This window comes from Bacillus timonensis, assembly GCF_000285535.1.
GTDB classification, from domain to species: domain Bacteria; phylum Bacillota; class Bacilli; order Bacillales; family Bacillaceae_L; genus Ferdinandcohnia; species Ferdinandcohnia timonensis.
Map to the genome: position 1 here is coordinate 193732 of NZ_HE610986.1, position 19809 is coordinate 213540.

The 19809-nt window shown below is 38.5% G+C and carries 18 protein-coding genes and 1 pseudogene; 3 read left to right on the top strand and 16 right to left on the bottom strand.

Annotated elements, in window-relative coordinates:
- Window positions 1-52: 52 nt before the first annotated feature.
- On the top strand, window positions 53-775 hold the full coding sequence (locus BTHG_RS25765) for a hypothetical protein (protein WP_148361191.1): 723 nt from the start codon (window positions 53-55) through the stop codon (window positions 773-775).
- Between the two features lie 104 nt (window positions 776-879).
- Entirely contained in the window at window positions 880-1293 is a 414-nt protein-coding gene (locus tag BTHG_RS25770; RefSeq protein ID WP_052307771.1) for a helix-turn-helix domain-containing protein, read from the top strand.
- Window positions 1294-1399: 106 nt separating this feature from the next.
- Here BTHG_RS25770 and BTHG_RS09505 read toward each other — a convergent pair whose 3' ends face one another.
- From BTHG_RS09505 to BTHG_RS25775, 12 genes and pseudogenes are all read right to left on the bottom strand, one after another.
- The gene (locus tag BTHG_RS09505) at window positions 1400-1996 is read right to left on the bottom strand and encodes an NADPH-dependent FMN reductase (RefSeq protein WP_010676520.1); all 597 of its coding nucleotides are present in this window, start codon (window positions 1994-1996) and stop codon (window positions 1400-1402) included.
- 80 nt (window positions 1997-2076) lie between these two features.
- Window positions 2077-2826: an amino acid ABC transporter ATP-binding protein gene (locus tag BTHG_RS09510; RefSeq protein ID WP_010676521.1), complete on the bottom strand. Its 750-nt coding sequence runs from the start codon at window positions 2824-2826 to the stop codon at window positions 2077-2079.
- A 12-nt stretch (window positions 2827-2838) separates the two neighbouring features.
- Window positions 2839-3543, bottom strand: coding sequence for an amino acid ABC transporter permease (locus BTHG_RS09515; RefSeq protein WP_010676522.1), 705 nt, complete (start codon window positions 3541-3543; stop codon window positions 2839-2841).
- Entirely contained in the window at window positions 3527-4357 is an 831-nt protein-coding gene (locus BTHG_RS09520) for an amino acid ABC transporter substrate-binding protein (protein WP_010676523.1), read from the bottom strand. The genes BTHG_RS09515 and BTHG_RS09520 overlap by 17 nt, the downstream gene beginning before the upstream one ends.
- Window positions 4358-4514: 157 nt before the next feature.
- Window positions 4515-6713: a helix-turn-helix domain-containing protein gene (locus tag BTHG_RS09525; protein WP_010676524.1), complete on the bottom strand. Its 2199-nt coding sequence runs from the start codon at window positions 6711-6713 to the stop codon at window positions 4515-4517.
- 90 nt (window positions 6714-6803) lie between these two features.
- Window positions 6804-7928, bottom strand: coding sequence for an acyl-CoA dehydrogenase family protein (locus BTHG_RS09530; protein WP_010676525.1), 1125 nt, complete (start codon window positions 7926-7928; stop codon window positions 6804-6806).
- A gap of 31 nt (window positions 7929-7959) precedes the next feature.
- Entirely contained in the window at window positions 7960-8412 is a 453-nt protein-coding gene (locus BTHG_RS27630) for an AMP-binding enzyme (protein WP_332306430.1), read from the bottom strand.
- Window positions 8410-9492, bottom strand: a pseudogene (locus tag BTHG_RS24620) (AMP-binding protein); the annotation flags it as partial. The gene BTHG_RS27630 and the pseudogene BTHG_RS24620, both read right to left, overlap by 3 nt.
- Before the next feature lie 114 nt (window positions 9493-9606).
- Entirely contained in the window at window positions 9607-10785 is a 1179-nt protein-coding gene (locus BTHG_RS09540; RefSeq protein ID WP_010676527.1) for an acetyl-CoA C-acetyltransferase, read from the bottom strand.
- An 11-nt stretch (window positions 10786-10796) separates the two neighbouring features.
- A complete protein-coding gene (locus BTHG_RS09545; protein ID WP_010676528.1) occupies window positions 10797-11573 on the bottom strand; it encodes an enoyl-CoA hydratase/isomerase family protein in 777 nt (258 codons plus the stop codon).
- 27 nt (window positions 11574-11600) lie between these two features.
- Window positions 11601-12458, bottom strand: a complete 858-nt coding sequence (locus BTHG_RS09550) for a 3-hydroxyacyl-CoA dehydrogenase family protein (protein WP_010676529.1) — start codon at window positions 12456-12458, stop codon at window positions 11601-11603.
- A 217-nt stretch (window positions 12459-12675) separates the two neighbouring features.
- Window positions 12676-13230: a Gmad2 immunoglobulin-like domain-containing protein gene (locus BTHG_RS25775; RefSeq protein ID WP_010676530.1), complete on the bottom strand. Its 555-nt coding sequence runs from the start codon at window positions 13228-13230 to the stop codon at window positions 12676-12678.
- 241 nt (window positions 13231-13471) lie between these two features.
- Here BTHG_RS25775 and BTHG_RS09560 point away from each other — a divergent pair, with 241 nt between their 5' ends.
- Window positions 13472-14056 (top strand): YitT family protein, encoded by a 585-nt coding sequence (locus BTHG_RS09560; protein WP_010676531.1) that lies wholly within the window; start codon window positions 13472-13474, stop codon window positions 14054-14056.
- A 665-nt stretch (window positions 14057-14721) separates the two neighbouring features.
- Here the strand turns inward: BTHG_RS09560 and BTHG_RS09565 are convergent.
- The 4 genes from BTHG_RS09565 to BTHG_RS09580 all read right to left on the bottom strand — a co-directional run bounded on the left by BTHG_RS09565 (window position 14722) and on the right by BTHG_RS09580 (window position 19806).
- Complete coding sequence (locus tag BTHG_RS09565; RefSeq protein WP_010676532.1) at window positions 14722-15675, bottom strand: N-acetylglucosamine kinase; 954 nt, start codon at window positions 15673-15675, stop codon at window positions 14722-14724.
- Window positions 15668-17191 (bottom strand): argininosuccinate lyase, encoded by a 1524-nt coding sequence (gene argH, locus BTHG_RS09570; protein WP_010676533.1) that lies wholly within the window; start codon window positions 17189-17191, stop codon window positions 15668-15670. The genes BTHG_RS09565 and argH overlap by 8 nt, the downstream gene beginning before the upstream one ends.
- Before the next feature lie 141 nt (window positions 17192-17332).
- Complete coding sequence (locus BTHG_RS09575) at window positions 17333-18061, bottom strand: creatininase family protein (RefSeq protein WP_010676534.1); 729 nt, start codon at window positions 18059-18061, stop codon at window positions 17333-17335.
- A 17-nt stretch (window positions 18062-18078) separates the two neighbouring features.
- Window positions 18079-19806: an ABC transporter permease gene (locus tag BTHG_RS09580; protein WP_010676535.1), complete on the bottom strand. Its 1728-nt coding sequence runs from the start codon at window positions 19804-19806 to the stop codon at window positions 18079-18081.
- Between the last annotated feature and the right edge of the window lie 3 nt (window positions 19807-19809).

Below are 19809 nucleotides of genomic sequence, written 5' to 3' on the forward strand. Positions count from 1 at the left end.
ATTTATAATTATTTTTAGTTGTTGATTAATTTTACTAAAAGGCAGTGAGATGATGGAACGTAACATAAATTATTCAGAGTTAGAATACATTTGCAGCCTTATGTATGAAACATATCGTATACCTATTCAAATTATTGATGAGAACAGTGGTGTTCTGTTTAATCTTCCTTCTGCTATGGTTCAAAATCCCATTTTCAATAACCATCTAGAAGTCTACAACCTACTTAATAAATCCATACAAGTACCTAATTTTCCAATTTTCACATCTACTAATTTTCTTGAGAATTACTTTAGTATTCAACTTGTGGCAGAAGCTAGTAAGAAATACATCATCATTGTCGGCCCATCCCTGCAATCAATTGTTACAGAAGATACTATTCAGAGTATTAAACAAGATTTAAATCTATTTATAAATAGCAGCAAGCTTTTGTCTTATTATAAATCTTTACCTGTTGTCCCTAAAAAAAGATTAATACATGCTAGTATTCACTTTATCTACGTATTAACGTACGAAAAATTGGATGAAGACGAGATAGTCGAAAAAAATCATTCATTTGTTTCTACACCGATTTCAATAAAAAGTGAACAAATTACTTTACTTGAACGTCGCAAAAATATCTTATTTCATCATAATCTTTCCTATGAGAAAAGGTTATTCCAAGCAGTAAAAGATGGGAGAAAGGATGAGGTCGTAAAAATATTGAACCTTCCCCCTGCAGAGGGAGAATATGGGGTATTATCTAAAAAAGTATCATTCGAAACCAAAAAAACTTAACCATTGCTGGGATTACTCTCGCTACTAGAGCATCTATAGAAGGCGGATTAGATTCAGAGATTGCCTTCACCCTTAGTGATCTTTTCATTCAAACTCTTGAAGAATTGACAGATGTAACAGAGATACTGCAACTTTTCCAAAATGCGATAGCAACGTTTGCAGAACGAGTTAGCCAGGTAAGGGTCCAATATTACTCCAAAACAGTTGCGTCATGTCATCATTATATTTTAAAGCATCTATATCAAGAGTTAACATTATCTCATCTTGCAAAAGAAGTGAACATCAATCCTAGTTATTTATCCTTCCTATTTAAAAAGGAGGTTGGTATTCCGGTAAGCACTTTTATTCAACAAGAAAAAATTGAAGAAGCTAAAAATTTATTAACCTTGACAGACTATTCGATTACAGAAATATATACTTCGCTTAACTTTACAGATCAGAGCTATTTTACAAAAGTCTTTAAAAGATTTACTGGAATTACTCCTTTAGAATATCGAAATAGAAACACACTTTCATAAATTTTAGGATTTATGTTGCAACCTCTTAAAAAATAAAAAGCCCCATAAATGTTAGATTGATATCCAACATTTATGGAGTTCATGCTGTAGATGATTTTTAGTGTTTTTATCGAACAGTTTTTAATGCCTTAGCCCAAGACTCCACTTGGCTTAACATTAATTTCACATTATCAAGGTGTAAATCTTGTGGTTTGAAATCAGTACCATTTTCAAAATCAGTAAATAATGATAAGGTAGGATGTGTTCGAACATCTGCTATCATTAATTCTCCGCAAACTCCACGTACATGTTCTGCTGCACGTGCACCACCAGTAGAACCATAGCTAACAATTCCAGCTGATTTGTTATTCCAAGCCTCACGTGCTAAGTCAAATGCATTCTTTAGCGCGCCTGTCATGCTATGATTGTACTCTTGTACAATAAAGACAAACCCGTCAAGACTCGCTAGCTTCTCATTCCATTTCGCAATTCCCGGTGCATCTGCTACACCTAAAAATGGCAAATCATAATCCTTAATATCCACAATCTCATAATTTGCATTTCCATGTTGGTCAGCAATCCCTTTTACCCATTCACCAACCTGTGGACTCACGCGTCCCTCACGAGTGCTTCCTAAAATAATCCCAATGTTTAACTTTTCTTCTGTCAATTTAGGTTCCTCCGTTGCTTTATTTTTCCCAAACAATTTGTCTAAAAAGCCCATCCGTAACACCACCTATGTAAGTAAGAAAAGCATTACAATTATAATTTCCCAATATCGAAAATACATTATTCAAATAACTTTTATGTCGGGTTAAGAATTCGTTGTAAAAACTGTTTCGTCCTCTCTTCTTTAGGATTTTTCAATACTTCGTCAGGGTTACCCTGCTCGACGATATACCCCCCATCCATAAAAAGAACCTTATCAGAAATTTCACCTGCAAATTGGATTTCATGGGTGACAATGATCATCGTCCAGTTTTCATGAGCCAAATCCTTCATGACCTTTAACACCTCTCCGATTAATTCAGGATCTAATGCGGAGGTTGGCTCATCAAATAAGAGCAATTCTGGCTTCAGCGCTAACGCTCTAGCAATTCCCACCCGCTGCTGCTGCCCGCCTGAAAGTTGGTGGGGATATAAATCCATTTTCTCCTTCAAACCGACCTTTTCTAGTAATTCTTCCGCTTCTGTCCTTGCCTCGCTTTTCTTTCGTTTTTGAACAATGACTGGACCTTCCATCACATTTTGCAAGGCTGTTTTATGTGGAAAAAGGTTATACGATTGAAAAACCATCCCTGATTTTCTACTTAACCGAATTAAGTCCTGTTTACTCATTTTTTCAGTAAAGTTAAGGGAAAAACCATTTTCAAACTGGAAGATTCCTTTATCTGGTTGTTCTAGTCCATTAAAACACCGAAGCATTGTTGTTTTTCCTGAGCCAGACGGTCCAATAATGGATACGACCTCTCCTTTTCCTACGTCGATATCGATATTTTTTAACACTTCATTTTCACCAAACGATTTCGCCAAACCCCTTACTGATAAAAACATACCCTCACCTCTTTACCTTGCAACATAGCGGTTTAATCTCCGTTCCAATATCTCTTGTACAAGTGATAGTAGAAAACAAATCACCCAATAAACCAGTGCAGCTTCTATATATAATAAAAGGAAATCATATGTCCTTGCAGCAATTTCCTGTGCCTTACGGAATAATTCAGCGACCAAAACCAAGGAAGCAAGGGATGTATCCTTAACAAGGCTAATAAATGAATTGGACAATGGAGGAACGGATACTCTTGCTGCTTGTGGAAGAATAATCCGCCTCAGTGCTGTCCATCTTGTCATTCCAATGGTAAAGGCGGCTTCCCATTGTCCCTTTGGAATGGACAAAATAGAAGCACGAATGATTTCAGATGCGTAGGCGCCAACATTTAAAATAAAAGCAATCGCTGCACTTGGGAAAGGGTCAATATTGATTCCGATATTGGGTAGTCCGTAAAATATAATAAATAATTGCACAAGCAATGGCGTTCCGCGAATCGCTGATACATAGATTATGGCTGGAGCCTGGATGAGTTTTGATTTTGACAATCGCATCATCGCTGTGAGCAATGCGAGTATAAGTCCGCCGATAAAAGAAATAAGTGTCAATGGAATCGTATATTGAATCGCTCCTGAAAGCATGGGAGAAAGGGAGTTTTTAAATAACTCCCATCCCTCCATATTAGCAGTAATCATGAAAATGACGCTATTTAGTAGAAACATCTTCACCAAACCATTCTTGTGAGATTTTTGCTAACGTCCCGTCTTCTTTCATAGCCGCTAATTGTTCATTAATGGCTGCAACCAATTCATCATTTCCTTTATTAAACGTAAAAGCCATCTCTGAAACATCGTCTGAACTAGCTGCAATTTTAATGCTCTTATCACCTTGCGACTTTATATAATCAAGAACAGCGAGTTTATCATTAACTGTAGCTTCAGCACGTCCTTGCTTAATCAATTCAATGGACTGTGCAAGCCCTTCTACACCTACAATTTCAGCACCATTTTTCTCGGCGATAGCACCGTAATTACTCGTCAACGATTGTGCTGCTTTCCTTCCTTTTAAATCCTCAAATGATGCAATATCATTATTATCCTTTGGAACGACAAGAACAGCAGAAGAATAGGTATACGGTTCCGAGAAATCATAATTGGCTTGTCGATCTTCATTAATGCCGACTTGGTTTGCGATTAAATCAAAACGCTTTGAATTTAGTCCAGCAAACATAGAATCCCATTGTGTTTCCATAAATTCGACTTTAAGGTCCATACGCTTTGCAACTTCTTTTATCACTTCCACGTCGTAGCCAGTTAAATCTCCAGCTTCATTGTGGAAAGTGTAAGGTGCATATGTTCCTTCTGTTCCCACAGTTAAAACGCCCTTTTCCTTGATGGCATCAAATGACGAGCCAGTTTGTTCTATATCTTTATTTTCTTCCTTTCCTGCATTATTATCTTGATTATTTCCTCCGCATCCTGCTAGGATGAAAGCCATCGTAAGTAATAAAGAAATAAGAAAAACTTGTTTTTTCATGATAAATGCCCCCTGTAAATGAATGCGTATTTTTTTCTTAGTAGTAGATTTTACAAGTTCACTCATTCTCATTCACATGGTTTACGTCATAAAAAAGAAGCCAGCAATATATTACTGGCTTGAGTACTTTTATTTTGTTTTTATACTTTCACATTTTTTACGATAAATCGGTTGGTTCAAAATCAAAAAGACTGTACAATTTATAAGCCATTAAAAGCTCGAATCTTACTTCCGCATCATTTAGATCTACCTTTAATAACTCGGCGATGCGGTCAATTCGATATTCTAAGGTGCTTCGATGAATGTATAATGCATTTGAGGCTTCCCTTACATTTCCGTTATGGAGGAGGAAGACCTTCAATGTCCCGAAAAGATCAACATTATTTTTTTCGGAGTATTGTAGTAAAGCACCGAGGTTTTTCTTGATGTAGATTCGGGCTGATTGGATATCACTCGTGTTGCTAAGTATGGTATAAGCTCCAAGGTCATCATATACGGCATAGCCACCGTCCGGATTGCGGTTTGCAATGACGTTTTTGGCCTTTGAAGCTTTCATGAAACTATCATAGTAGTCATCAAGTGTTGATGTACTCCCACCGATTCCAACATAGGCGGTAACCTTTTCTTTTTTTGTGGATTCCGCTAAGAGTTTATATATCCGGCTCCAAAAGTCTTTTTCGCTCGGTGTTTGAACAATGATGATAAATTCATCACCTTTACGACTGAAGATAATCCCCTTTAAATGAAAGGATAAATCAGACTTCATTTGATCCCATACTCTTGATTTTTTTGATTCAATCGCCACTACATTATCTCCACCATCGTCCTCTATATAAAAGGAACCGACTACAACTGTATGAGGTTCGAGTATATTCCAATTTGTTAATGTGGCATATTGAATGATTTTTTCTGGATACTCAATCGTCTCCTCGAACAATTGATTAATAAATCCTTCTTGAATTTGTTCTTTTGTATCAAGAACGAGTTTTTGTTTGATAAATTCAATCGCATACACATTTAAGACATAGTCAATCGTTAAGCGAATAAGACGGTGCATTCTTTTCTGATATAAGCTAACAACCAAATATCCTAAAGCTTTATTTCCCTGTAAAATGGGCAGTACATGCAAGACTGTGTCATTTACTGTTAGTTGCATGTCTTCGGTACGAAGCTGTATGATTTCATTTTTCATCTTCATGATTTCACTTTGATAGTCAGTTTGAAGGTGCTTTTCTTCTCCTTTTACCTTTGATGTAATTGGATTCATAAATCGATCATACAAAAATACTGTACTATCAATCATAGGACTAATCGTATTTGTAATTTCGATTAAATCTGCACCTTTTACTGTCTTTGTAACTAATTCCTGCTGATATTCTAGAATGGTCTCTAAACTTTTTTTACTTTCATATTCAAATTTATACAGCCTTGCATTTTCAATTTGCATGGACACGAAATCAGATAAAAATTTCAAAAATTCAAGGTCTTCCTCTGTAAAATTAGTCTCCCCACCTGTCGTAACATAGAGAACACCAATGGCTTTTAAATTTACCAATAACGGGACTGTTAATTCCGTTCCTCCAGATGCTTCGACATAAGGAAAATAGGAATCTAGTGATTTGTTTGAGTTAATTTTTATTTTTATTGGATGTCCAACCAAACCATACCATGGGGGATGGAGATCAAAGTATGTATTTTCTTCATCATATAAATAAACGCAAGCACCATTTGCTTTCGTTCCTTTACATGCTCGTTCAACAACCTTTTCGATGATGTAATCAATTGAAGAGTTTGGGAGGATATTTTCTTTAATCCACTCAATTCCCTTCATTTTTCTCTTTTGATTTTCCTTTTCACGGGCGAGGATAAGGGAGGATGCAACATCATGCCCGAACTCTGTAAATATTTGTTCTGCTTCTGTAATTAGTGGAACAAACTCATGAAAGCCAATTATGCAAAGACCAAAGCTTTCATTCAAGTTGTGTAAGGGGACTGTAAACCATGTTGAAAGATTTTCATTCTTTATCGCAGTATGAAAGGCGCAGTTCGTTTCTTCACGCTTGTCTTTCTGCCACCATATTGCGTTTTTCAGTAGTTTAGGAGAGCAGTCTCTAACATCTAAGTGGAGTGTTTGGTCGATTGTAAACTGATCTCCCTTCCAAACTTTTGGGACAAGTCTCCCTTTTTCATAAAGGACAACCCCCACCAAATCACATGCATATTCCTTATAAAATCCTTCTAAGAGGTAATTTAACGTTTCTTCAATTGTGTCAAAGGTAACAAGGTGGCGCGCCATCGTTCGTAAATGATTATCAATTTTTTTCATTAACTTCTCACGTTTTTGCGTTAATTCCAAAGAATCACCACCCATATACTCTATTTTCTATATTAATTCCACTCAAGGCATTGAATTCCTTCCTTTAGTGGTAATTATGTATAGAAAGACCTATTTAAGGATTTCTTTTGCAATGACAACTCGTTGAATTTGGTTTGTCCCTTCATAAATTTGCATGATTTTTGCATCTCTAAAATACTTCTCGACCGGGTAATCACGGATGAATCCATAACCTCCAAAAATTTGTACGGCATCTGTTGCAACCTTCATCGCAGTATCAGATGCAAAGCATTTTGCAAAGGATGCATGTTTAATAGATGGAGTGCCGGATTGAAATAAGTGAACAGCTTGATGAACAAGAAGCCTTGCTGCCTCTATATTCATGGCCATGTCTGCAAGCATGAATTGGATTGCTTGCAGATTTGAGATTGGTTTACCAAACTGGATTCTATCCTTTGAATAAGCAAGCGCATCTTCATAGGCTGCTTGAGCAATCCCTACAGCCTGAGCTCCTACCATTGGTCTAGCATTCATTAGCCCTTGTAAAAAAATTTTTAAACCGGCACCTTCCGCACCGATTCGGTTCGAAGCTGGGACGCAAACATCTTCGAAAATAACAGATGCTGTGTTTGAGGCACGTAACCCTAGCTTTTTCTCCTTTCCTCCAACCTGTAACCCTTCGGAATCTCTCTCAACAACGAAAGCTGTGAAACCACTGTCTTTTACATTCGCTAGCACAACAAAAAAATCAGCATAGCTCGCATTTGTAATAAAACATTTCTCCCCATTCAAAATATACTCATCGCCACTTCGTATGGCCGTTGTGTTTAATGAACTAACGTCACTGCCAGCGCCTGGTTCGGTAAGGGCAAACGAAGCTAGCTTTCCTTCTCTTGTAAGTTGGGTTAAATATTTTTTCTTAAGTTCTTCACTTCCACCTACCAGGATAGGATAGGAAGAAAGCGAATTTGCCTCCATACTTGTTGCAACACTCGCACATGCTTTTGCAATTTCTTCAACTATTAAAGCATGGGAAAGCTTATCAATCCCTGGTCCGCCATATTCTTCTGGTATGGCTAGGTTTGATAACCCAACCTCATGGAGTCGTTTTATAATCTCCAGTGGGAATGCTTCTTCTTCATCATATTGGCGTGCAAAAGGTGTAATTTCATTCCTTGCGATATCACGTGCAAAGCTTCTAATTGTTTGCTGTTCATCTGTTACGATAAAGCTCACTTTTATCACCCTTTTATTCCATCTCTTTTTGCTATCGTAATTCGGCCTCCAACTTTTCTTTTAATTGATCCTGAAGTGATACTTTTCTAATTTTCCCGCTGGCTGTCATCGGAAACTCATCCATGATCAGTAATTTATCCGGGACTTTATAGTCAGCAACTTTCGGTCTTACGAACTCCATAAGTTCCTCGACACTTGGTGAAGTATTTGGCTTGATTTTTATGCAAGCACAAGAGATTTCTCCTAAAACCGTGTCAGGGAGTCCAACTATTGCCACTTCCATTACATCCGGGTGTGTATAGAAAACTTCTTCTATTTCTCTTGGGTAAATATTGTAGCCACCTCGAATGATCATTTCTTTTTTACGTCCAACGATTCTTAGGTTTCCTTGCACGTCTAATGTGCCGAGGTCACCACTATAAAACCAACCATCGTCATCTAATGCTTCCCTCGTTTTTTCAGGCATATTGTAGTAGCCCTTCATGATCCCGAAACCACGACAAGCTATTTCTCCAACCTCATTAAGACCTACATCCTCCTTAAATTCGTTAACAATTTTCACTTCGGCACCTGGTAGTACCTTCCCAACTGTTTCGGCACGAATTTGGTCGTCATCATCAAAAGCCGTCATTGTCAGGGTTGGGGATGTTTCGCTCAATCCATAGCAAACGACGATATCACAGCCCATATCAGTACGAATTCGCTTCACAATTTCAACTGGACATGGGGCCGCTGCGATAATACCAGTTCTTAGGGAAGACAGATCATAATTTTTGAACTCAGCATGATTAAGCTCTAAAATAAACATCGTTGGTACACCATGCTTAACTGTGATTTTTTCGTTTTGAGTCGTTTCCAATGCTTCCTTCGCATTATATTTTTCCGCCAAGACCATCCGCGCACCAACCGCTACCGTACTTAAAATGCTCGGAACCATACCAAATACGTGAAATACAGGAACAGCTACATAAAAAACATCGTCCTCAGTACATCTCATCCCTTCAGCGGTAATGATGGCGGTGTTCACAAAATTACTATGGGTAAGCATTGCTCCTTTTGGCGCGCCTGTTGAACCAGAAGTATACAGAATACAGAATATATCATTTTCCGAATCGATTGTGACAGGGGAAAAAGGCTTGTCGTCAACTCTTTCAAGTAATTGTTCATAGCTCATATGGCCATCTTTCATGCAGCGAACCGTAACAAGTTTTTCTAAACTTGGCACTCGTTGGCTAGCTACAGAAAATTGTTCATAATGTTTTACTCCACCAAATTCTTCAGCAAAAAAGGCAATCTTGCTTTCCGAATTACGTAAAATGTACTCAACTTCATCTTGTCGATAACGAGTATTGAAAGGAACAATTACTGCCCCGAGGTGGCTGGTTGCCATATAAATGACAACAAATTCATTCCAATTTGGTAGACATACCGCAATTTTATCTCCCTTTGTTATGCCAATCTCTTGTAGTGAGGCTGCTAGATTAAGAGACTTATCCCATAATTCTTGATAGGACAGCCGTGTATAACCATCGTATGAAACTTCATGATGAGGATCCTTTTTGCAAACTTTTTCTAAAAGCTCCGAAACACTATGTTTGCTTAATTTTTTTTCATATAATTCACCCCAATAACTAAAATTTCCTTAATCAGTCAGGGCTGAAGCCCCGATTGATTAAAACTACAAGACTTCCCAAATTGCCGCGATTCCTTGGCCTCCTCCGATACATAAGGCAGAAGCACCAAATTTTTTATTCCTTCTCTTAAGCTCATATAGTAATGAGAGGCTGATTCTCGCACCACTTGCTCCGAGCGGATGACCTAATGCAACTGCACCGCCATTGACATTCCCAATACTTGGGTCAAAGCCTAATTCCTTTTGGCACGCAAGATATTGAGCAGCAAAGGCTTCATTGATTTCGATTAAATCTAGATCCTCTACCTTCATATTGGCACGATCTAATGCCTGACAAATTGCAGGTGCTGGTCCAATTCCCATGTACTTCGGTTCGACCCCAACAATTCCCCATGACACTAATCTTGCTAATGGCTTTAGATTTCGCTTTTCGGCATATTCACTAGAAGTGACGACCATTGTTGCTGCGCCATCATTGATACCACTGGCATTTCCGGCAGTTACCACACCGTTTTCTTTAAATCTCGCTGGTAAGGTATTTAACACATCAACTGGTGTATCACGTGGATGTTCATCCTGATCGATTACCTTCTCGCTTTTTCTTACTTTCACAGTTACCGGTACAATTTCCTTAGCAAAAATTCCATTTTCTTGAGCTGCTAATGCACGCTTATGACTTTGTGAGGCAAACTCATCAATTTGTTCTCTTGAAATCTCATATTTCTCGGCAAGGTTTTCCGCTGTAATCGCCATTGAGCATTTCCCATATGGATCGTAGAGTGCTTCCCAGAGGTAATCCTCCATGGGTGCTTTTCCGAGCGGTAAGCCCCATCTAGCTCCACGAACAACATGTGGAACCTGGCTCATATTTTCTGTACCACCCGCAATGCTAACATTGGATTCTCCTAGTTTAATAGATTGCGCAGCATTTATGATGGCTTGTAAGCCTGAGCCACAAAGTCGATTAACCGTTAATCCTGGAACATGTTCAGGTATACCTGATTTTAACCCGACATGCCTTGCCATATAAATTGCGTCAGTACTGGATTGAATGACATTTCCGATTACTACTTGATCCACTTCTTCTGGTTGAATTGATGACCTGCGCATCGCTTCCTTCGTTGTATGTACAGCAAGATCGATTGCAGATACATCACGAAAGGACCCTCCGAATTCTGTAAAAGCAGTACGTGCACCATCAATGACTACAATTTCTTTACTCAATAGTCTTCACCCTACTTTCCTACAAATTGTGGTTTTCTCTTTTCTACAAAAGATCTCATTCCTTCTACACGATCCTGACTTGCAAACGCATTTCCAAAACAAGCTGTTTCAAGGTCTAAAGCAGCCTGTAGATCTACCTCTTTACCTCGATTAATCGAGGTTTTTAACATTTTCATCGCTACCCTTGGTTTTTGAGCTAATTTTTCCGCCCATTCAATTGCTTCATCCAGTACGTTTTCGGACTCTACCACCTTATTAACTAAGCCCACTTCAAGTGCTTTCTCAGCATCAATCATTTCACCAAAATAGAGCAGTTCTTTTGCTTTTGCTTGACCGATTAAACGTGGAAGACGCTGCGTGCCACCGCCACCTGGGATAATGCCTAAATTTATTTCAGGTAATCCGAATTTTGTTGTTGGTGAACCGATTCGGAAGTCACATGCAAGTGCTAATTCACAGCCACCACCTAGAGCAAGCCCGTTTACCGCGGCAATCACTGGCTTTGAAATGGATTCAATTTTGTCATAGGCAAGTCGTGAGATTCTCGACATTTCCATCATGTCAACACCATCTAGGTTGACCATTTCATTAATATCAGCACCTGCTGCAAAAGCACGGTCACCTTTTCCAGTAAGAATGATGGCGCGAACCTCTGAATCCTTTTCAAGTTCCTCAAACAATGTGAATAATTCATTGTATACTTGGCTACTTAACGGATTGTATGGAGGTCGATTTAAATAAACAATTCCGATATGTTGATCATTAGAAATGTATTGGATTGTATCCATGTTTCATAAACACAACCTTTCTTTTTATTAGTTGTTATAGTCGTACCAGCCTGCTCCTGCCTTCTTACCGACACGGCCTGCGCGAACTAAATTTCGTAGTGTAAGAGGTGCTGCAAATCGTTGATCCTTGAATTCCTCATAAAAATAATCCATAACGTGTAATCCAATATCTACCCCTGCATAATCTTGGAGAGTGAAAGGGCCCATTGGATAGTTCAGTCCTAACGTAACCGCCTTGTCAATATCTTCCGGTGTCGCAACGCCTTCTTCCACTAATCGGATAGCTTCAATGAATTGAGGAATCAGAATCCGATTTACAATAAATCCTGGAACATCTTTCTTTACTTCAATTGGTTCTTTTTTCATCGCAATTGCCAATTCTTTGAATGCGCTTACAGTTTCATCGCTCGTTTTATATCCTCTAATGACTTCTACTAATTTCATCACCTGTGGCGGATTGAAAAAATGCATGCCCGCAACTTGTTCTGGCCTGTTTGTGCTGCTGGCAAGTACGGTAATTGACATGGATGATGTATTTGACGCAATTAGTGCACCTGGTTTTAAAATTTCATCTAATTGCTGAAAAATCTCTTTTTTCGCATCTAAATCTTCAATGATAGCTTCGATAACAGCATCACAATCTCCTACGTCAGCCATGCTAGTTGTTAGTTTTATTCTTGAAAGAATCGCTGATTTATCATCCTCAGTTAATTTCCCTTTGCTAATTGATCGATCCATCAATTTTTCCATACGTGCTTGTGCACTATCTAAAAATCGTTGGTCGACATCTACAAGCACTACGTTAAATCCACAAATTGCAGCTTGATGAGCGATTGCGCCTCCCATTGTTCCTGAACCAATCACTCCAATTTGGTTAAATTCCATGGTAAACCCTCCGTTATGTATATATTTTTCGTATAGAAATCATAATTTTTACAATTTTCATATTAATTATAGTGTTTTTAGTGAAAATTTTTCACCTTAAATTTGAGGAATCGGAAGGTACTGATTTCGGAAATTAGAGGAAAGGGTTAAGTAATGTCCGCGAGATTGAGCATTTAAATAAAAAACTGACTCAGTCGAGTCAGTTTTTAAAGTTATATTATTTAGTTGTCAGTGGAATAGGTAAAACATTCTCTTTCGAACCATCTTTTGCGGAATAAACAAACAGTTCGAATCTGGCTTCATTTTTTGCATTTGCTATTAAATTTTTTTCAATTTGGATTTCAAAGTCACCCCACGAAGGCGCACCAACTGTTTGATAGTTTTTTTCAAGAAGCTTTTCCTCACCATCATAAACAGCATAGTCAAAAACACCTTCAAAAACTTGAGCTTTACCAGTTATAACAAGTTGATTATCCTTCTCAGAAACCTTTACGTCTTTGAAAATTTTGTTTTGGTATACCTTATCTTCACTTGTTGGTGTTACATCATTTTCCGTACTTTGTTCGTTTTCACCCACTCCATTCTTTTCTTCTTCCTGAGTGGCTTCATCATTGTTTTCTTCATTCGTTGTATCATTGTTATTGTTTTCAGCTGGCTGTTCCGTTTCGTTTACATGCTCATTATCTTCTTTTTGTGTTTGATCGTTTTGATTACATGAGGCTAAGAAAATCGCGATGCTTAAAATAGCAATATAACATATAATTTTTTTCACAAGAAAACCCCTCCTCAATAGAATATCTCTCTCTATCCTATTCTGTGTAGTGTAAGGAAAAAAATACCTAGAAACGGGTGGAATAGGAGTATTTTCCTATCAAACTGAGTTTCACCTGAGCCCTTTGATTGTTATTTTCAACCAGTTTACTGGTTATATAATCAAGAAAAAGTTGTCCAATATGTCACGTGATTAGCATATATATAGAACACGTCCACATAGACAGGAGAGTTCTGAATCAATGCACGTTTTCATAAAAGCAGTTGCTATCCTTATAGGTAGCGTAACAATCGCAATAGGCATAAATATTTTTTTAATACCTAACAAAGTTTTAGATGGTGGGATTATTGGTTTAGGTTTAATTATTAGTTATTTATTTCATACCAATGCTGGTGTCACAATCATGATATTAAGTATTCCTATCTTTATTATCTCTTGGCTTAAATATCGTTCCTATTTTTTTAATAGTTTGCACGGTATGCTTCTATCTTCATTTTTCATTGACCTTTTTCATAACTTAAATCAATTCCGTTTACATATTTCGCCAATGGTTAGCTCGTTTACTGGTGGGATCTTGATTGGTTTTGGTATTGGTTTTATGCTTCGCTTTGAAACAAGCACCGGTGGGACAGATTTATTAGCCCAGTTCCTTTCAGAGATAGTGAAAATAAATGTAGGCATCATCATCCTGATTATAGATGTTTTTGTCATATGTCTTGGAGGTTTATTCGTTTCTAGTGATACATTCTTCCTTTCAGCTATAACCATATTAGCTGGCGGAATAACTACAAGTGTGGTTACATGGAAATTGAATGGACAAGAGTAGCAAACAAACGATTAGATAGGTTCTAACCCAAAAAGGGTTTACTGTATTCTAAAGGATTTTTGCTTTGAGGTACTTTTCTTAAAATAAGTGCCGAAATAACAGTTGATTTGGCATCATAATTGTTTTAAGTTGTCCCAGCAATTGCTGTGTTGTCTTGCCATTTATGAGGAACTGAAGAAACTAAGCGGAGGTTTTTCGTTTAAATTCCGAATCGAGTTCGTTTAGATCTAAATAAGCGGAGGTTTTCCTGTTATCCAGAGCAAAAACCCTTTTTTTCATATTTTTAGAGCCAATAAGGGGAATCTCTCCGTCTATTTACGCTATTATCAGTGCTTTTTACTAATTAGGCGAAATTTTTCCGTTTATTCAACCGCCTGGTGCCTAGCCAGTCCCCACAACCGATAAGGTAAGCCCTCGAAATGGCATTGCGATTGACAGAAGTTTTGACCCGCTTTTTTCAATGTTCTACCCCATGTTGTCTATCATACTAATGAGTGTCAATTGTATGTCAAAAACGAAGAAACAGTTTTTATACCTTAGCAAATAAAGAAACTGACGTGTACCAATTCACACGTCAGTTTTATGTCATTTATTAAATAAAGCACCCGAAATCGGAACCCTTTACTGTAATCAGTAGACTCTTTCTAATTTGAATGTGGTAACCACTAAAGTAACTTCAAACCACGCTTGATTATACTTTGAATGGGCTCTTCAGTTGTGGTTATCATGTTTACTTTTGGAAAACTAAGCTGAATCCTGCTACGAACTTGATTTTTTATGTAGTGGTTGTGTTGAAAAACGCCACCTTGTAAAATCAAATCAAATTCATTCTGATGGATGCCCGCACTATTAACTGCAGTATTTACTAGAAGTAGCAGTTCCTCTACTGCACGCTCTAGTATCCGTTTACTTACTGGATCCCCCAATCGAAATGCCTCATCTACTGTGGTTGCAAGTGCACCGACATCATCAACAGAATAAGATTCACTGTAGGCCCAATTATAAAGATCTTCAATTTTATTAAAATTAAATTTCCGCAAAATTAGCTTTGCTAACAGTGTGTCCTCGCCACGACCATCCTGCATTTTGAGAACAGATTTTATGGCTTGTTTTCCAATCCAATACCCGCTACCTTCATCTCCAAATCGGTGTCCCCATCCACCAGAACGGACAATTCGATTGTTGGCATCATGAGCAAACACGATAGAGCCTGTTCCTGCAATTAATAGGACACCAGCTTTGTATTGAGTCGAGCCTAATAAAGCGGAAAGGCAATCATTTTCTACTTGTAATCTGTCAATCTTTATCGACAATTCCTTAACTGCTTCAAGCACAACTCTATTAACTTCTTTTTCATCATTTTCGGTATCAATTCCCGCCAAGGCAACTACGGCTTTTTTCACGTTGCCTACATTACCAAAATCAATCCCTGCATTCTCAAAAGCAGCAAGAACGGCTTTTACTAAAGATTCTTTAGCTCTGACAGCCCCAACTACGTGATAATTCGTGGCTCCAGCTTTCCCTTCTCCAAGAATGTTTCCATTTGCATCCGTAATAACCGCGAGTGTTTTTGTTCCACCACCGTCAACTGCAAGCAGTTCGATGGTGTCCTTATTCATTGGTTCCAACCCATTCTGTGATGATGCTTAAAACTTTTGCTTGCGATTTGGTAAGATGCTCTCGTTTGTCATGTAACCAACCTGAAAGTTCGTCTTGCTCGATGAGGCGTGTATTGATTGTTTTTTCCATTCGACTCGGGCTTGGTCCGCCCTCTAGATCACGGATTTTAACAAAATACTCTGGACTTAAAGCTTGCTGTAATTCTTCTTCTGTTAAAGTAGATTCCTTGCCAACTGTCTTTTGAGACTGCTCATTTAAAAGTCCTAATGTTAATGATTCCAATGACGTTTTGCCGTGATTTGTAAGTGCTTTAACTGTTGAGCTCACTACATGATGTGCCTGGCGAAAGGATAGACCATCTTTACGTACGATTGTATCAGCTAATTCCGTTACATTCGCGAAGCTTTCTTTTGCTCTTTTTAGAAGTGTTTCTTTATTCACTTCCATTGTAAGCAAGACTGAAGTCAATAGCTCATAAATGCCGCCTAATTTCTCGATGGCTTTCCAAATGTATGGCTGCATGTCATCCTCAGTATCGACAATATCTCCGAATGGAGTGTTATGGACCATCAATAAAACGGTTTGGCAATCACCCGCTACACTTGATAATAGTGCTCTCATATGTTCAATTGAAACAGGGTTACGCTTCTGGGGCATGATGGAACTGATTTGTACATATGGTGCGGAAAGAAGGAATGCTCCATATTCCTGTGTACCCCATAATAAAAAGTCTTGCATGGATCTACCTAGATTCAATGCTGATAATTGAACAGCTGTTGCTGTTTCTGCGATATAGTCGGCACCTGCCACAGCGTCCCAGGCATTATCAATCATGTCCTCGAAACCAAGTAAGTCCTTCATGCGATCTCGATTAATCGCAAAACCTGAAGTTGTTAGTGCTGCTGCCCCCATACTACTGCGGTTTACAGTTTTATAAGCAGCTTGAAGTCGAACAATATCACGAGTTAACATATCTGTCATCGCATTTAAATAATGAGCCAAAGTTGTTGGTTGCGCCTGTTGTGTGTGAGTATAACCAATCATGATCGTTTCCTTATGTTCGTCGGTCATTTCGATAAGAGCCTCACGAAGCCCCAATGCTTTTTCGATTAACGGAAGAAGCTTTTTACGTAATGTCATCCGGTAAATAGCAATTCCCATATCATTACGGCTCCTTGCAATATGAAGGTTTCCAGCAATGTCTCCGGCATTTTCAATCAACGCATGCTCCACTTCAAAAAATAAATCCTCAAATTCTCCAGTGTAGCTTCTTGTTTGAAATTCGTCCGGATTAAGATGAGAAACAGCCTTTGCTATCTTTTCAGCCTCTTCTTTCCCGACAAGTCCTTGTTCAACTAACATAATCAAATGGGCATTATGGATTTCAATCATTGAATCAAGCAATTCATTCTTTGCTTCATTATAGGCTGGTTCAAGCACCATTGACGTATATGTTTTAGAAGGAAAAACTGTGCCTTCTGTTTGAATAATCTTCTCTCTAAGTGAGGTTTTCAATCTAGTCAATCCCTTCTGTCTTCTTCAAATACACATCGGCGTATTGCGCCCAGACTTCTTCGAGCTTGCTCGAAAAGTTTCCGTTAAAAATCGCATGTCTCCGCCGAAAGCTTTAACTTTGTTCAGCACTGCTGAATAAAGTTATGCGAGCCAGTTTTTGATTAATTCATTCATGTTGGAGGCTGCCTTTTCCACTATTTTTGTTCCTTTTTCATAGGAGGTCTGTTGAATTAACCCTGTATATCCATCCCATGCCTTTGGGGTTCCTTCCACAAGAACATAGGGCATAGAAGAAAGTGGAGGCACCTCCTTGAATTCTTGGTCCTCTTTTTGTACATGTACTAAATCTGGACGAAATGCTTTTACTGCCGACATTTCATATGGGCCACCATGACCTCTGCCTTTTGTCCCGACAAACCCAATTTCTTCAGCAGCATCGACAGCTACCATTTGCCACCAGTTAATTAACATGAAGCTTGCGTCCGTATGTTTACCAGTTACATATTCAGCAACTGTTCGAGAAACGCCCATATTCGCATCATGAGCATTTAAAAGAATGATCTTTTTGATACCTTGATTAATAATTCCCATCGTAATATCAATTACATATTCTGTGATAATACTAGGACGGATTGGAATTGTCCCTTGATATTTAGATGTTTTTCCAGGACAAGCTGTGTAAGGAACCGTTGGGTAAACGGCTCCACCTAAACTATCATCAATTAAATCTGCAAAACCATCAGCAAGAATAATATCCGTTCCTAAAGGAGAGTGCGGCCCATGGTATTCAAAGCTCCCAAGTGGAACAACCGCAAACGTAGCCTGTTCCAATGTCTTCAGGTCTCTTCCGTGAATGTCACTAGCCTTCATTTATATGTTCTCCCTTCTTAGATTGCGGATCCTGCTTTACCATCCGTAATCTTTTGTGAAATAAACAGAACTGTAATAATTAAAATGATTTGAAGAACGCCGTACGCACAAGCCGTTCCAAATTGGAAGGCGTACATTTTTTGGAATATCGCAACGGATAGCGGCATCGTTGACGTGCTATAGATAAGGATGGAAGCAACGAATTCTCCTAATCCTTGAACTAACGCAAGCAATGTACCCGCTAGAATACCAGAGAAGGCCATTGGAACAACGACCCTTCTAAATGTGTACCACCAGTTAGCGCCTAAGCTACGTGCTGCTTCCTCTACTGATTCATCCATTTGCATTAATGCTGCGGAAGTAGACCGGAAAATCAGTGGCAAATGACGAACAAAATAAGCTAACGGTAAAATCCAGAAAGTACCGATTAAAACTTGGTTAAAACTGAAAACAGTTGGTTCACTAAATGCAGCAATTAAGTTAACCGCTACAACGGTTCCAGGCAAGGCCCAAGGAACCATGATTAAGATATCGAGTAAGGCTTTCCCTTTAAATTTTGTCCGAACCATTGCATAAGCTGCTGCCACACCAAATAGGATATTTCCTGCTGTTGCAACAAAACTCATCTGTAAACTGTTCCAAATTGGGCGCCATGTACGCTCATCTGTAAACAGGTCAATATAGTGCTGCAAGGTGTAAGCAGTTGGGATAATTTGTACCGTCCACTCCCCGTCCACAGAAAACGAAATAAGTACAAGGACAAGAATTGGAAGCATCAAGATAATAACCCCAACAAAAGAAAGGAACATCGATACGTATTTTACAAAAGGGGAACGTAGTTCGGTTCTGTGAACACTAATCCCTTTACTTTGGTTTTGGAAGTTCCGTCTTCCTTGATACCATCTCATTAAAATTAAGAAAGAAATAGAAACAACGGATAGGATTGTTGACTGTGTTGCCGCCATATCTAAATCCCCATTTGTACGAGATAGATAGATTTGCATCGTCATGGTTCTTTCTACACCGAACATTAATGGCGCTGTATATGAAGCCATTGAAATCATAAATACAAGTAACGAAGAAGCTACGAGTGCTGGAGTCAGCATTGGTAAGATTACCTTTCTCCAAATTCGAATCCTTCCAGATCCAAGGCTTGTTGCTGCTTCTTCCAATGAAGGATCTAACCCTTTTATTGCTGCTGCAGCAGTTAAATAAAAGTACGTATACATCGTGAATGTATGTACTACGATTACCCCAACAACACCTTTTAAGGCAAATGGAACCTCTTCCAGATTAAATAGTGCTTGAAAAGCCCTTGGAATAATTCCACTTTCCCCATAAAGGAAAGTAAATGACAAAACCCCAACAAGAGGTGGCAATGCCATCGGAACAAGAATTAATACAGAAAGAATTTTTCTTCCTGGGAATTCGTAGCGTTCCATTAAAAATGCCATTGTTACACCAACAATTGCACACGTAATCACACTGATTACGGATATATATATACTTGTCCAAAGCGCCTCTAGGTTTGCTGTACTTGTTAAACCAAAGAAGCGTTGGTAATTTTCGAGATTTGCGCCTTCTTCACCGACTACTGATTGAATAAACGTTTGGTAAAACGGATAAATAACATATGCTAAAAGCACTAAAAATAAGGGAGAAATTAAAACATATACAAAATATTTTGAACGGGTAAGACGTGCCCACCAGTTTTCTTGCACGACAGTACTTTGATTCGCACTCATTCT

Excerpts from the sequence above, each read along its gene's own strand:
- BTHG_RS09575 (WP_010676534.1), bottom strand. The coding sequence starts at position 18,061 with ATGAAGGCTAGTGACATTCACGGAAGAGACCTGAAGACATTGGAACAG.
- BTHG_RS09580 (WP_010676535.1), bottom strand. The coding sequence starts at position 19,806 with ATGAGTGCGAATCAAAGTACTGTCGTGCAAGAAAACTGGTGGGCACGT.
- BTHG_RS09515 (WP_010676522.1), bottom strand. The coding sequence starts at position 3,543 with ATGTTTCTACTAAATAGCGTCATTTTCATGATTACTGCTAATATGGAG.
- BTHG_RS27630 (WP_332306430.1), bottom strand. The coding sequence starts at position 8,412 with ATGAAGGGCTACTACAATATGCCTGAAAAAACGAGGGAAGCATTAGAT.
- BTHG_RS09550 (WP_010676529.1), bottom strand. The coding sequence starts at position 12,458 with ATGGAATTTAACCAAATTGGAGTGATTGGTTCAGGAACAATGGGAGGC.
- BTHG_RS09505 (WP_010676520.1), bottom strand. The coding sequence starts at position 1,996 with ATGGGCTTTTTAGACAAATTGTTTGGGAAAAATAAAGCAACGGAGGAA.
- BTHG_RS09560 (WP_010676531.1), top strand. The coding sequence starts at position 13,472 with ATGCACGTTTTCATAAAAGCAGTTGCTATCCTTATAGGTAGCGTAACA.
- BTHG_RS09565 (WP_010676532.1), bottom strand. The coding sequence starts at position 15,675 with ATGAATAAGGACACCATCGAACTGCTTGCAGTTGACGGTGGTGGAACA.
- BTHG_RS09545 (WP_010676528.1), bottom strand. The coding sequence starts at position 11,573 with ATGGATACAATCCAATACATTTCTAATGATCAACATATCGGAATTGTT.
- BTHG_RS25765 (WP_148361191.1), top strand. The coding sequence starts at position 53 with ATGGAACGTAACATAAATTATTCAGAGTTAGAATACATTTGCAGCCTT.
- BTHG_RS09510 (WP_010676521.1), bottom strand. The coding sequence starts at position 2,826 with ATGTTTTTATCAGTAAGGGGTTTGGCGAAATCGTTTGGTGAAAATGAA.
- BTHG_RS09520 (WP_010676523.1), bottom strand. The coding sequence starts at position 4,357 with ATGAAAAAACAAGTTTTTCTTATTTCTTTATTACTTACGATGGCTTTC.